The following is a 14,830-nucleotide window of genomic DNA, read 5'->3' as shown; positions in this document are numbered from 1 at the left end:
ACCGTGGCCATCGAGAGGGGGCGCCAAGCGCCCCTGCCCATCACAGCCCCTCCAGTTCCGCCATCAGGTCACTGAGCCGGTCGACCTTGTCATCATCCAGCGCACTGCCCTGCAGCCCCTGTACATACTCGGCCAACGCCTCCACCGTGCTGCACTCGAACATCGCCCGCAGCGGCACGTTCAGCTGTAGCTGCTTCTGCACCCGCGAAGCGATCTGCGTGGCCAGCAGCGAATGCCCGCCCAGCTCGAAGAAGTTGTCGTGCACCCCCACCCGCTCGGCTTTGAGCACATCGGCCCAAATACCCGCCAACACGTCCTCCAATTCGTTGCGTGGCGCCTGATAGGCCTGACTGTAATGGCCGCCGATGTCGATGGCTGGCAGGGCCTTGCGGTCGAGCTTGCCGTTGGCGTTGTGCGGCAAGCTGTCGAACCAGCTCCAATGCAACGGCACCATGTACTCCGGCAACTCGGCACGCAGTCGTTGCTTGACCTGCTCCAGCAACGCGGCATCGGCACTGACGCCCTGGTGCGCTACCAGGTAACCAACCAGATGCTTGCCGTTCACGCCCTCCTGCACCGCCACAGCGGCATCGCGAATTTCCGCCTGCTCATGCAGCCGGGCCTCGATTTCGCCCAGTTCGATGCGATAGCCGCGAATCTTCACCTGGTGGTCGATGCGCCCGACATATTCCAGCACGCCGTCCGGGCGTTGCCGCGCCAGGTCACCGGAACGGTACAGGCGCTCTCCCGGTGCCCCGTAAGGGTGAGGAATGAACGCCAGTGCCGTGCGCACCGGGTCACCGACGTAGCCACGGCCTACACCCGTACCCGCCACGCACAGTTCGCCCACCGCCCCCAGCGGCACCAGCGCCTGGTCCTCGCCGAACAAGTACAGGCGGTTGTTATCGGTTGGAGTGCCGATTGGCAGGTAGCTGCCTTGGGTCGAGGCGGCATCGACGCGGAAGAACGCCACGTCATCCGAGCACTCCGCCGGGCCATAGGCATTGACCAGGCCGATCTGAGGGTAGCGCTGCAGCCACTGCGCCGCCAGCTCCGGTGGCATGGCCTCGCCGGTCGGCAGCATCCAGCGCAGGCCGTCGAGGGCCTGGTGGTCGCTGGCCAGCATGCCCTGGATCAGGGACGGCACGCTCTCCAGCACGGTGATGCCGGTGGCCTGCACGTGCGCCAGCAGGCCTTGCGGGTCGTGGGCGATGGCGTTAGGCACGATCTCAACCTTGGCGCCGAACAGCGGCGCAGCCAGGAACTGCCAGACCGAGATGTCGAAGCTTTGCGAGGCGGTCTGGGCAATCACGTCCTGCTCGCTCAGCGCCAGGTAAGGCACCTTGCTCAGCTGGTTGTTGAGCATGCCGCGCTGCTCGACCATCACCCCTTTCGGCAGGCCGGTCGAGCCTGAGGTGTAGATCACGTAGGCGAGGTTGTCCGGGCCACTGTGGATACCCGGGTTGTGGCTTGCGATCGGGTTGGCCTGGACGTCTTCCCAGACCAGCAGTTGCGGCCGCAGCGCAGCCTCCAGCTCACCGAGCAACTGCCGCCCCTGCTCGGCGCAGGCCGCGCTGCACACCAGCACTGGCGTGCGGCTGAGCTGGATGATGCTTTGCAGGCGCGCCACCGGCAGGCCCGGGTCCAGCGGCAGGTAGCCGGCGCCGGCCTTGAAGCTACCGACAATCATGCCCAGCAGCGGCAACCCACGCTCGGCAAGCAGTGCCACTGGCTGGTCCACGCAGACGCCGGCAGCCACCAGCGCATGGCCCAGGCGGTTGGCCGCCAGGTTCAGCCCGGCGTAATCATAGGATGCCTCCAGGCAGCGGGCCACGGTACGCTGTGGATGCGCCACGACCTGCGCTTCGAACTGCGCGATGTAGCTCTGTTCCAGCGGATAAACCCGCTCGGTCCGGTTGCAGTCCTCCAGCAGGAAGCCTTGCTCCTGGGCGCTCAGCAGCGCTAGCTCGCTCACCTCCCCTTCAAAACCTTGTACCAGCGCCAGCAGCAGGCGCTTGAACTCGGCCAGCAGGCGCTCGACGGTCGGGTAATCGAAGTAACGCTGGTCAAACGACAAGTGCAGGCCCAGGTCATCACCCGGGTAACACACCGCCGTCAGCGGGAAGTTGGTGTGGGTACGGCCCGAGTCGGAGCTGGCGTTCAGGTGCTGGGCGTGATCGAGCACGGCGGTTTCAACCGGCGCATTCTCGAACACGAACAGGCTGTCGAACAGCGGCTGGCCCTTGGGCAGCTCGCTGCACGCCTGGATCGCCACCAGCGGCAGGTACTCGTACTCGCGCAGCTCCATGTTGCTTTGCAGCAGGCCTTGCAGCCACTGGCGCACACTGCAGCGCTCACCCGCCGCGGGCAACTGCACGCGCAGGGCCACGCTGTTGATGAACAGGCCGACGGTGCGCTGCATCTGCGGCATGCTCACCGGGCGCCCGGCCACGGTTACGCCAAAGGCCACGTCGCGGTCGCCGCTGTAGCGCGACAGCACCAGGGCCCAGGCCGCCTGGGCGAAAGTGTTGACGGTGAGCTGATGGGCCTGGGCCAGTTCGCGCAGACGCACGCCATCATTCACCTCAAGGCGGGTATAACAATCGCCGACGACCATGCCGCTACCGGCGTGGTCATGGCGCAGCGGGCGGTCGCTCGGGATGGCTGTGGCACGTTCGAAGCCGGCCAGGTTGGCCTGCCACCAGGCACGTGCGTCGTCCAGGCCCTGGCGTTGCAGCCAACCGATGTAATCGCGGTAACGCGGTGGCACCGGCAGTTGGGCCTGACGGCCTTCGCCAAGGGCCTGGTAGACCTCGAAGAAATCGTTCATCAACAGCGAGCGGCACCAGGCATCGATAAGGATGTGGTGGTTGCTCATCATGAACCAGTAGCGTTCATCGGCCACGCGCACCAGGCGCAGGTGGAACGGTGCCTCGCTGAGCAAGGCAAAGCCGGCCTCGCGCTCCTGCTTGTGCAGGGCCTGCAGGCGCTGCTCCTGGGCATCGTCGGCCAGGCCGCGCCAGTCCTGGTAGTCCACCGCCAGGTTGCCCGGCTTGTGGATGATCTGCAGCATCGCCTCGCCGCTGTTCCAGCTGAACGAGGCGCGCAACGCTTCGTGGCGCGCCACCACGGCCTGCCAGGCCTGGGCGAAACGCTCGGGGTCGAGGGCGCTGTTGATGCGGTAGCGGTCCTGCATGTAGTACAGGCCAGTGCCCGGCTCCAGCAGGGTGTGCAGCAGCATGCCTTCCTGCATCGGCGTCAGCGGGTAAACGTCCTCGATCTGCGCGGCCGGGACCGGCAATGCGTCGATCTGCTCCTGAGTCAGGTGCGCCAGCGGGAAGTCCGATGGGGTGAAGCTGCCATTGCCATCGGCCAGGCAATGCGCGACCAGCGCCAGCAGCTCCTGACGATAGGCCTCAGCCAGACCCGCGATGGTCTGCTGGTCGTAGCGCTCGGCGCTGAAGGTCCAGCGCAGTTGCAGAGCACCGCCATACACCTGGCCATCGACGCTCAACCAGTTGGGCAACGGCGCATCGAGGTCATGCGCCAACCCGGCCGGGGCTTCCAGGGGCTGGAACAAGGCCGCACTGTCGAACTGCTGGTCGAACTGGCCCAGGTAGTTGAAGGTGATGCGCGCCTGCGGCAAAGCCGCCATCTGCTCGCGCCCGGCGGCATCCGCCAGGTAGCGCAGTACGCCGTAGCCCAGGCCCTTGTGCGGTACATGGCGCAGTTGTTCCTTGATGCGCTTGATCGAACCGGCCCGCGCCGCGTCGTCTTCACCTGGCAGCGGACGCAGGCTCAGTGGGTAGGCATTGGTGAACCAGCCGACGCTGCGGGTCAGGTCCATGTCTTCGAACAACCCGTCACGGCCATGGCCTTCGAGCTGCACGAGCACTTCTTCATCGCCGCTCCACCGGCACAAGGCCCGCGCCAGTGCAGTCAACAACAGGTCGTTGACCTGGGTGTGGTAAGCCGCCGGGGCCAGTTGCAACAGCTGCCGGGTTTGCTCCACGTCCAGGCCGATGGCCAGGGTTTGAGCATGGCGATGCAAATTGCCGCCCTGCGGATGGTCGCACGGCAATTCGCGACGCACACCGCCCAGCTGGCCTTGCCACCAGGCCAGTTCGTCACGCAGCGAATCGCTGCCGGCGTAGCTGACCAGGCGCGCCGCCCAGTCGCCGACGGCGTGGGTCTTGGCCGGCAGAGGCTGGCCACGGTACAGCGCCTGCAGGTCTTCCAGCAGCACCCGCCAGGACACGCCATCAACCACCAGGTGATGAATCGCCAGCAGCAACCGCTGGGTGCCCTGCCCGTCACGCACCAGCAAGGCGCGCAGCAGCGGCCCCTGTTGCAGGTCCAGGCTGCGCTGCACGTCAGTGTAGAGGGCCTGACAATCATTGAAATCGGCGACAGTGGCGCTCCACAGCAGCTGCTCGGCGCCAGGCTGCGCGTACTGGGCCTGCCAGCGGCCCTGGGCGTCGCTGAAGCGCAGGCGCAGGCTGTCATGGTGCTGCACCAGCGCAGCCAATGCCTGTCCAAGGGTGGCCTCAACCAAGGGTTGGCGCACCTCCAGCAGCACGGCCTGGTTCCAGTGTTGCGGCTGTGGCACGTCACTGTCGAAGAACCAGTGCTGGATCGGCGTCAGCCCGGCCTGGCCCTGGCGCAGGCCTTGCTCGACGGTGCTCGCGGCTTCGCTGAGCTGAACCACAGTTGCCAGGGTCTGGATGGTCTGATGCTGGAACAGGTCGCGTGGGGTGAATTGCAAGCCGGCCTGCCGGGCGCGGCTGACCACCTGAATCGACAGGATCGAGTCGCCCCCCAGCTCGAAGAAGTTGTCCTGCACGCCGACCCGGGCAACGTTGAGCACATCGCGCCAGATCTGCGCCAACTGTGCTTCCACCTCATTGCCAGGGGCCTGGTATTGCTGCCGCGCCTGCTCAAGGTCCGGCAGCGGCAGCGCACGGCGGTCGAGCTTGCCGTTGCCCATCAGCGGCAGGCTATCGAGCAGCACCAGGTGCGCAGGCACCATGTAGTCGGGCAGGTGCTGGCGGGCATCGGCTTTCACCGCTTCGCGCAGCAGTTGTTGCACGTCGTTACCGGCGGTGGCCTGCCTGCACACCAGATAGCCCACCAGTTGCTTGCCGCCCGGCAAGTCCAGCGCCAGCACGACGGCCTCGTCGACATCCTCGTGCGCTAGCAGGCGGCTCTCGATTTCGCCCAGTTCGATGCGGAAGCCGCGGATCTTCACCTGCTGGTCGGCACGGCCGACATACTCCACCAGGCCATCGGTACCCAGGCGTACCAGGTCGCCGGTACGGTACAGGCGCCCGCCTTCGGCACTGAACGGGTCGGCGACAAAGCGCTCGGCAGTGAGGCCTGGCCGGTCGTGGTAACCCTGGGCCAGGCCGGCGCCGCCGACATACAGTTCGCCAATGCCGCCTTGCGGCAACAAGGCCAGATCCTCGTCGAGGATGTAGGCCGTACGGCTACCGATGACGCGGCCGATCGGTACGCTGCCAAGGTCTGCTGGCAAGGCCTCTGGGGCCAGGCACGCCAGCGGCATGACCACGGTTTCGGTCGGGCCGTAGGCATTGAAGCACTGCTGCGGTGCAAAGGCCTGGCGGATGCGTTGCAGGTGCTCGCCGGTCAGCGCCTCGCCCCCGGTAATCACCAGGCGTACCGGCAATTGTTCGCCCCGCCCGCCCAGGTACTGCGCCAGCTGGCTGCCGTAGCTGGGGGTAAAGCCCAGAATGCTCACCTGCTGCTCGCGCACCAACTGGCAGATGTCCTCGGCGCCCCACTGCCCCTGGGCGCGCAATACCACGCGCGCACCACACAACAGCGGCACCCACAGGCGCTCGCTGGCAGCGTCGAAGTTGATGGAATAGAAGTGCAGCTCGCAGTCATCGCTGCGCATGCCGAATGCAGCGATCACCGCCTGGCAGTGCATGGCGAACTCGCCATGGCTGACCACCACGCCCTTGGGTTTGCCGGTAGAGCCTGAGGTGTAGATCAGGTAAGCCTGGTGCTGCGGCAGGCTGAGGTTGTCCAGCGGCGCATCGCTGTAGGCCGCCAGGCTGGCGGCATCGTCTTCCAGGCTCCAGCTGGCCACGCCTTCAGGCAGCTCGCCCAGGGTGTGCAGCAGCGCACGCTGGCTGAGCAGCAAGCCGATGCGGCTGTCTTCGATCATGTAGCGCAGGCGGTCGAGCGGGTACTCGGGGTCGAGCGGTACATAGGCGCCGCCGGCCTTGAGGATGGCCAGCAGGCCGACGACCATTTCCAGCGAGCGCTCCAGCGCCAGGCCCACCCGCACCTGCGGGCCGACACCCCGTTCGCGCAGGGCACGCGCCAGGCGGTTGGCCTGCTGGTCGAGCTCGGCGTAGGTCAAGTGCTGGCCGGCGAAGGTCAACGCGCCCGCCTGTGGCGTGCGCGCGGCCTGGGCGGCGAACAGACCGTGGAGGGTCTGGCCAAGGTCGAAATCGTGTTCGCCCTGCAATTGGCCTGTAAGCACTTGTTGCTCGGCACTGCTCAGCATCGGCAGTTCGCACAGGCGGTGGTGCGGGTTGTCGAGCAAACCGACCAGCAGTTGTTGCCAGTGCTCGGCCATGCGCGCGATGCGCGGCGCGTCGAACAGGTCGCGGCTGTAGGTCAGGCAGCAGCCCAGCCGGCCGTCCAGGTCGGTCACCTCCAGGTACAGGTCGAACTTGGTGGCGCTGGCATCGTTGACCAGGTAGTCCACCTGCATGCCGGCCAGCGTGCGGCTTTGCTGGAAGGCCCAGCGCTGCACGTTGCACATCACCTGGAACAACGGGTTGTAGGCACTGCTGCGCGGTGGCTGCAGGGCCTCTACCAGTTGGTCGAACGGCAGGTCCTGGTGCGACTGGCCTTCGATGGCAACCTGACGCAGCTGCTCCAGCAGTTCACTGGCGGTCATCTGCCCGTCCAGCTCGCAACGCAGCACCTGGGTGTTGAGGAAGGCACCGATCAGGACTTCGCTCTCCGGGCGGATGCGGTTGGCCACCGGCGCGCCGATACGCAGGTCGCGCTGGCCACTGTAACGGTGCAGCAAGGCGGCCAGGGTGGCGGTCATGGTCATGAACAGGGTCAGGCCGCGCTGGCTGTTGAAAGCATGCACGCGGGCCACCAGTGCCGGATCGAGTTCGAAGCGGTACAGCGCGCCACGGTGGCTCTGGACCGCCGGACGCGGGCGGTCGGCAGGCAACGCCAGCACCGGGTGCTCGTCGCCCAGGCGGTGCTTCCAGTAGGCCAGTTGTCGAGCGCCCTCGCCGCTTTCCAGCCATTGCCGTTGCCACACGCTGTAGTCCAGGTACTGCACCGGCAGCGGCGCCAGTAGCGACTCGCGGTCATCGACAAAGGCTTCGTACAGCTCGCCCAGCTCGCGGGCGAAGATGTCCATGGCCCAGCCTTCGGTGACGATGTGGTGCAGCGTCAGCACGAAGAAGTGCTCGCGCTCGTTGGCCTTGACCAGGCAGGCGCGCAGCAGCGGACCCCGCTCCAGGTCGAAGGGCTGGTGCGCCTGGTCGTCGGCCAGTTGTTGCAAACGTTGCTGGCGGGCATCGTCTGACAAAGCGCTGAAGTCTTGCCAGTCCAGATGCAGGCCGCTGTCTTCGGCCACGCACTGGTACGGCACGCCGTCGATGCTGGGGAACGTGGTGCGCAAGGTTTCGTGGCGCACGACCAGCGCCTGCAGCGCACGCTCGAAGGCGTCCACATGCAGGGTGCCACGCAGGCGTGCCATGCCGCCGACGTTGTACGCCGGGCTGTCCGGCTCCATCTGCCAGAGGAACCACATTCGCTGCTGCGAGTACGACAGCGGCACCGCCTGACGGCGGTCGACACGGGTGATTGCACCCTGCAGATTGCGCTCGCCGGCCGCGCGCAGGTGGGCGATTTCGGCACAGAAGGCGCCCAGCTCGCTGGTTTCGAACAGGGCCTTGAGCGGCAGCTCGACATCGCAGGCCTGGCGGGTGCGCGAAACGATCTGGGTAGCCAGCAGCGAGTGGCCACCGAGGGCGAAGAAGTCGTCCTGCAGGCCAATGCGCGGCAGATTCAACACGTCGCGCCAGATGGCCGCGACCTGTTGTTGCAGCTCGGTTCGTGGCTCGACATGCTCACGCTGCTGCCACACTGGAGCAGGCAGTGCCTTGCGGTCGACCTTGCCGCTGGGGCCCAGTGGCATCTGTGCCAAAGGGATGAGTTGCGCCGGCACCATGTAGGCTGGCAATTGCTCAGCCAGTACGGCCAGCACCTCGGCAGGCTGGGCGCTGCCACTGTAATAGCCGACCAGTTGCGCACCAACGGCGTCCTTGTGTATCAGCACCAGCGCCTGTTCCACACCCGCCTGTGCCAGCAGGCAGGCCTGCACTTCCTCGGGCTCGACGCGGAAACCACGCACCTTGACCTGCTGGTCGAGGCGGCCAAGGTATTCCAGGGCCTCCAGCTGAACCTGCCAGCGGGCGCGATCGCCACTGCGGTACAGACGCTGACCCTTGCCGTCGGCCTGGGGTACGAAGCGCTCGGCAGTGAGGCCGGGGCGGCCCAGGTAACCACGGGACAGGCCCGCGCCACCGAGGTACAGCTCGCCCGGCACACCGGGGGCGCTCAGTTCCAGCTCATCGTCCAGCACGCGGCACAGCACATTGCCCAGCGGGCGGCCGATGGGCGAGCGCTCGCCGTCCGCCACCTGGCAGTGCCAGTGGGTGACGTTGATGGCGGTTTCGGTCGGGCCGTACCGGTTGTGCAGCTGCACCTGCGGCAGCACCTGCAGCACGCGGTCACGCAGCGCGGCGGACAACGCTTCGCCACCCGAGAACACCCGGCGCAAGCTACTGCAGGCACCTGCCTGCGGCTCCTGGACGAACACCTGCAACAGCGGCGGTACAAAGTGCAGCGTAGTCACCCCATAAGCCTGCACCAGGGCAGCGATACGCTGTGGGTCGCGGTGTTCACCGGGGCCGGCGAGCACCAGCTTGCAGCCGGTGACCAACGGCCAGAAGCATTCCCACACCGAAACGTCGAAACTGATCGGCGCCTTCTGCATCAGCACGTCGCTGTCATTCAGCGCATAGGTCGTCTGCATCCACTGCAGGCGCTCGGCCAGCGCCGCATGGGTATTGCCTACGCCCTTGGGCTGCCCGGTGGAGCCGGAGGTATAGATAACGTAGGCCAGGTTGTCGCCGTGCAGGTGCAGGCCGGGGGCATGGCTGGGCCAGCTGTCCAGGTGCAACTGGTCGAGGGCAATGGCGCTGACACCGTCGACCTGCGGCAGCTTGCCCAGCAGGCTGCTGTGACTCAATAGCAAAGGGGCGTCGCAGTCGGCCAGCATGTAGGCCAGGCGTTCGGCAGGGTAATCGACATCCAGCGGCACGTAGGCACCGCCAGCCTTGAGAATGGCTAGCAGGCCGACCAGCAATTGCGGTGAGCGCTCGATGGCAATGGCCACACAGGTATCGGGGCCGACGCCTTTGTCGCGCAAGTAGTGGGCCAGGCGGTTGGCTTGCTGGTGCAGCCCGGCGTAATCCAGGCTGCCCCCGTCCCAAACCAGGGCGGTGCGTTGCGGCGTCAGGCGTGCCTGCTCATTGAGTTGTTCGACCAACAGGTGCTGCGCTGCGGCGGCCGGTGCCTGGCCCCAACCCAGCAGTTGCGCACGGCCGGGCTCATCCAGCAGTTGCACGTCGCCCAGCGCCTGCTGCGGCGCGGCACACACCTGTTCCAGCAACGCCAGCAGGTGATGGGCCAGACGTTCGACGGTGCTGGCTTCGAACAGCTCCGCGGCATAGTCGAAGGCCAGGCTCAGGCGGCCCAGATGGTCCTCCTCACTGTGCAACTGCAAGTCGAACTTGGCTTCGCGGCTGTGCCACGCCAGCTCTTCGGCCAACAGCCCTGGCAGGCGCCGCAGGGCTGACAGGTCGCGTTGCTGGTGGTTGAACATGACCTGGAACAGGCCCTGCTCGCGCGCATCGGGCAGGGCTTCGACAAGCTGTTCGAAGGGCAGGTCCTGATTAGCCTGGGCTTGCAAGGTGGCCTGACGTACCTGGGTCAGCAACTGGGTAAACGAGTGACGGCCATCGAATTGCGCGCGCAGCACCTGCGTATTGATGAAGAAACCGACCATGCCTTGGGTTTCCAGGCGTGGGCGGTTGGCGTTGGGCACGCCGACGCGGATATCGGCCTGGCCGCTGTAGCGCTGCAGCAGCGCCTGCCAACCGGCCAGCAGGACCATGAACAGGCTGGCCTGCTGCTGGTGGGCAAGGCCCTTGAGCGCTTCGCCAAGCTTGGCTGGCACCTTGAGGCTGAAGCGCGCGGCGCTGTGTTCGCGCTGGCTGGCGCGCGGGTGGTCAGTGCACAGGTCGAGCGCCGGCAGCTCACCACCAAGGTGTGCCTTCCAGTACTGCAACTGGCGCTCGGCTTCACCGTCAGCCAGCCATTGCCGCTGCCAGCTGCCGTAGTCGGCGTAACCCAGGGGCAGCGGCGCCAGGTTGGCCTCCAGGCCTTGGCAGCGAGCGGCATACAGCTTGGCGAACTCTTCGAGCAGGATGTTCAGCGACCAGCCGTCGGCAACGATGTGGTGCAGGGTCACCCACAGCTGATGCTCTTCGTCGCCCAGGCGCACCAGGGTTACCCGCAGCAGCGGCCCCTGGGTGAGGTCGAACGGCTGGCGAGCCTCGGTTTCACGCTGCGCGGCAACCTGCTCGGGCGAGTGCCCTTCAAGGTCCAGGCGGTGCAGGCTGAATGGCTGCTGCGGCAGGATACGCTGCAGCGCCTGGCCATTCTCTTCGCTGAACACGGTACGCAGCGATTCATGGCGCGCCACCAGTGCCTGGAAGGCCCCGTGCAGAGCGTTGACATCCAGCTCGCCACGCAGGTGCAAGCCGGCAGGAATGTTGTAGGCCGCTGATTGCGGTTCCAGCTGCCACAGCAGCCACAAGCGGTTTTGCGCCAGCGACTGGGGCAATGCCTGGGCGCGCGCCAGCGTGGTGATGGCTGCGGTGGCTGCGGCGCCATCGGCGATGATCTGTGCCACAGCCTTGCTGTAGTCGGCCAGTACCGGCGCCTCGAACAGGGTACGCAGGCTCAGGTCGATACCCAACTCATCGGCCAGGCGCGCTGTGGCCTGGGTGGCGGCGATGGAGTTACCGCCCAGCAGCAGGAAGTGGTCGTGCGCGGCCACCGCCTCTACCTTGAGGATGTCGCGCCACACAGCGGCGATGCGTGCTTGCAGCTCATCGCCAGCGGTTGCACGGGTACCGGCTTCGCTCACCTCAGGGAAACGGGCATAGCAGTCCAGGCTGCCATCGTCCATGCGCAGGCGGCAGGCAGAGCGCTGCAACTTGCCGCTGGAGGTCTTCGGCAGCGCGCCGGGGTTCAACAGCAGGACCACGGCCGGGGCCTGTCGGCAGGCGTCGGCAATGACCTGGCGCAGGGTCTTGATCAGGTCCTGGGGCTTGAGTGCCTTTTGCACGTTGCGGCTGATCTCCACCGCGACACCGATGCCCTCCTCGCCTTGGTGCTCGACGGCGAACACTGCCACACGGCCTTTGCGCAGCACCTGGACTTCACGCTCGAGGGCTTTTTCCAAGTCCTGCGGGTACAGGTTCTGTCCGCGCACGATCAGCATGTCTTTCAGGCGCCCGGTAACGAACACCTCGCCCTCACGCATGAAACCCAGGTCGCCGGTACGCAGCCAGGTCTGGCCGTCCATTTCGACGAACGTACGGGCGCTGGCTTCAGGGTTGCGCCAGTAACCCATCGCGATGCTCGGGCCACCGGCCCAGATTTCGCCGATCTGGTTGTCGCCCAGCACCTGCAAGTGCTGCGGCTCGACAATGCGTACCGCATGCCCGGGCTGCGGGTAGCCACAGCTCATCAGCACGCTGCCTTTGCCTGGCTCGGCACGGTTGCCAGCGAAGGCTTCGGCGTCCAGCTCCAGTGCAGCGATGCCCTGGCCACGACGGCTGCCGCTGACGAACAGGGTGGCTTCGGCCAGGCCATAACTGGCAAAGAAGCTCTGCGGGTCGAAGCCGCAGGCCTGGAACTTGTCGGCAAAGGTGGCCAGGCTGTCCTGGCGGATCGGCTCGGAGCCGGAATAGGCGACGCGCCAGCGGCTCAGGTCGAGCCCGGCCAGCGAAGCCTCGCTGACCCGCTCGCTGCACAGGCGATAAGCGAAGTCGGGGCCACCGCTGATGGTGCCACCGTATTCGCTGATGGCCTGCAACCAGCGCAACGGCCGGGCCAGGAAATACCCCGGCGACATCAGCACGCAAGGCACGCCACTGAAGATTGGCTGCAGCAGGCCGCCGATCAGGCCCATGTCATGGTACAGCGGTAGCCAGCTGACGATCACATCGTCGGGGTTGAGGTCGATGCCAAAGCCTTGGCGGATCAGCTGCTCGTTGGCCACCAGGTTGCCATGGCTGACCTGCACCCCCTTGGGCAGCGCGGTGGAGCCGGAGGTGTACTGCAGGAAGGCGATGTCATCGCGTTGGAGCTCGGGGGCGTGCCAGCTCGAGGCCAGCAACGGGTCCAGGCCATCCACGGCAAGCAGCTCGGGCGCGTTATCTGCCGCCAGTGCCTCCAGGCCGTTCAGGTTGTCGTGCAGTGCCGCCACGGTCAGCAGCAGGCGCGGCTCGGCATCGGCGATGATCGACAGCAAACGCGCCTGGTGATGCTGCCGCGCGGACTCCGGCGGGTAAGCCGGCACTGCGATCACGCCCGCATACAGGCAGCCAAAAAACGCCGCCACGTAGTCTGGCCCGCTAGGAAACAGCAACACGGCACGGTCACCGAAGCTGGCGCGCGCCTGCAAGGCAGCGGCGATGGTGCGTGCACGCTGGTCGAGGTCCCGGTAGCTGAGCACGGCCTGCTCGCCGGGGGTGTCGGCGAGAAAGCGCAGGGCAATCCTGTCCGGGGTCTGCGCGGCGCGTTGCGCCAGGGCCTGGACCAGCGAGAGCGGGAGTTCGAAGGCGTCCGTCATGGGGTGTTCCTGCCAGTGTCTGTTAGGGCGTGCCGGCTACGCCGCGAACATGGGCGGGCAGCGAGCGGCGACCGGGGATGTACACAGGGGAACGGATGGACGGGGGCAGAAATTAGCGGGGGTGAGGGTTTTGCGCTGCGTCAAGGTTGGGGGCATACCTTGAGGTATGCCCCCTTAGAACAGAAACACCCAATAATAATTTAGTTTCGCATTTGACAATCATTATCATTCTGAATAGCTTGTCGCACGTCGTAGGAAGCGACCCACCCCTGGGCGCCTCCTTTCCCCTCTGTGACAAGGTGATTTCCATGGCGGAACAACTATCCACAAGTAAGTGCGATTCACCATTACTGCAGGCCTTCGTCGACAACCGCAGCATCCTGGTCAAGATTGCTGCCCGCATCACTGGCTGCCGCTCCCGCGCCGAGGATGTGGTGCAAGACGCCTTCTTCCGGCTCGGCGCTGCCCCGCAGATCACTTCGTCGTTCAAGGCGCAACTAAGCTACCTGTTCCAGATCGTGCGCAACCTTGCGATCGACCACTACCGCAAGCAGACGATGGAGCTGAAGTACTCCGGCAGCGAGGAGGAAGGCCTGAAGGTGGTTATCCAGAACGCCTCGCCCGAAGCCACCCATATCAACCTTGCCGCGCTGGACGACATTGCCGAAGCGCTGAACGAGCTGCCGCAACGTACCCGCTATGCGTTCGAGATGTACCGCCTGCATGGGGTACCGCAAAAGGACATTGCCAAGGAACTGGGGGTGTCGCCGACCTTGGTCAACTTCATGATCCGCGATGCACTGGTGCATTGCCGCAAGACCGCCAACCGGCAGGTCTGAGTCATTCTTCGAGAACATTGGCGAGGCCGTCGGGCGGGGATCAAGGCCTGCGCGTGCTGACTGTGATGCGGTAGGGCTCGAAAATCCGCGCCAGTTCACCGCTGTCACGCAGGCCACGCAGCAGTGCAGCGAACGTCTGCTCGCCGATAGGCGCCCCCGGGCGCAGCAAGGCGTAGTGGTGATAGACCTGGTCAATGCGTTGCGAAGGCACCAGCTGCGCCCTGCTCGCCGGGTTGCGTGCCAGGAAATCGCTGAGGTAGGAACGCGTGACCAGGGCGATATCGGCGCGGCCGGCCTGCACCATCAGCAGGTTGCTGTCGTGGGAATAGGTCAGGGTCGCGTTGTATGTCTTGCGCAGGTAATCGGGGTCAGCGTTGAAGCTGGCGAACGCGTAGTGGTAGCCGTTGAACAAGGCCAGGCGTTTGCCGCGCAGGTTGTCGAAGTAACGCGGATCACTGCCGTTTTCCTTGCGGGCGACGAACACTTCGGCATCTTCCAGGCCCATGTCCACGGTCTGATGGGCAATCTGCTCCCAGCCCCATTGTGGGTTCTCGAAAATGGCCATGTCGGTGCGGCCTTGCTGGAAGTCACCGAAGCGCCGCTGGATAGACGTAGGTACCAGAACGAAGTGATAGTGCTGCTGCGCCCGGTTGAGTGCATCGACCAACTGCGGCAGCAAACCGGTATCGGCACCTTGCTCGGGGCGCACTGTGTAAGGCGGGAAATGGGCTGCGCCAATCTTCACTTCAACCGCTTCGCCAGCCCATACCGGTGCCGCCAACCAGAACACGGCCAGCAGCATCAGGGTGGACAAGGCCTTGAGGCCGGGCGCTGGAGTCAAGACGGACACTCATCACGGTTTATGCCTGTATGCGCTTAAGCTAGGCGTTTTCCAGGGGCGGCACAACTACTGGCGTCTGCTCTTTGTGCCAAAGCAGGCGGCAAAATGCCATAGGATGCCGTATGCCCGTACATTGGCTACGCTCTAGCAGGATCT

The 14,830-nt window shown here is 65.7% G+C and carries 3 protein-coding genes; 1 reads left to right on the top strand and 2 read right to left on the bottom strand.

Annotated elements, in window-relative coordinates:
- Window positions 1-40: 40 nt before the first annotated feature.
- Window positions 41-12,994, bottom strand: a complete 12,954-nt coding sequence (locus tag LMH93_RS08195; protein WP_230064988.1) for a non-ribosomal peptide synthetase — start codon at window positions 12,992-12,994, stop codon at window positions 41-43.
- A 308-nt stretch (window positions 12,995-13,302) separates the two neighbouring features.
- Between LMH93_RS08195 and LMH93_RS08190 the strand changes: the two genes are divergently transcribed.
- On the top strand, window positions 13,303-13,833 hold the full coding sequence (locus LMH93_RS08190; RefSeq protein WP_230064987.1) for an RNA polymerase factor sigma-70: 531 nt from the start codon (window positions 13,303-13,305) through the stop codon (window positions 13,831-13,833).
- Between the two features lie 40 nt (window positions 13,834-13,873).
- On the opposite strand, the gene LMH93_RS08185 is transcribed toward LMH93_RS08190, so the two are convergent.
- Window positions 13,874-14,674 (bottom strand): substrate-binding periplasmic protein, encoded by an 801-nt coding sequence (locus LMH93_RS08185; RefSeq protein ID WP_230064986.1) that lies wholly within the window; start codon window positions 14,672-14,674, stop codon window positions 13,874-13,876.
- Window positions 14,675-14,830: the final 156 nt, after the last annotated feature.

The organism is Pseudomonas sp. CIP-10 (genome assembly GCF_020911845.1).
Lineage (GTDB): Bacteria > Pseudomonadota > Gammaproteobacteria > Pseudomonadales > Pseudomonadaceae > Aquipseudomonas > Aquipseudomonas alloputida.
This window is presented reverse-complemented; position numbering and strand designations above follow the sequence as displayed.

Excerpts from the sequence above, each read along its gene's own strand:
- LMH93_RS08195 (WP_230064988.1), bottom strand. The coding sequence starts at position 12,994 with ATGACGGACGCCTTCGAACTCCCGCTCTCGCTGGTCCAGGCCCTGGCG.
- LMH93_RS08190 (WP_230064987.1), top strand. The coding sequence starts at position 13,303 with ATGGCGGAACAACTATCCACAAGTAAGTGCGATTCACCATTACTGCAG.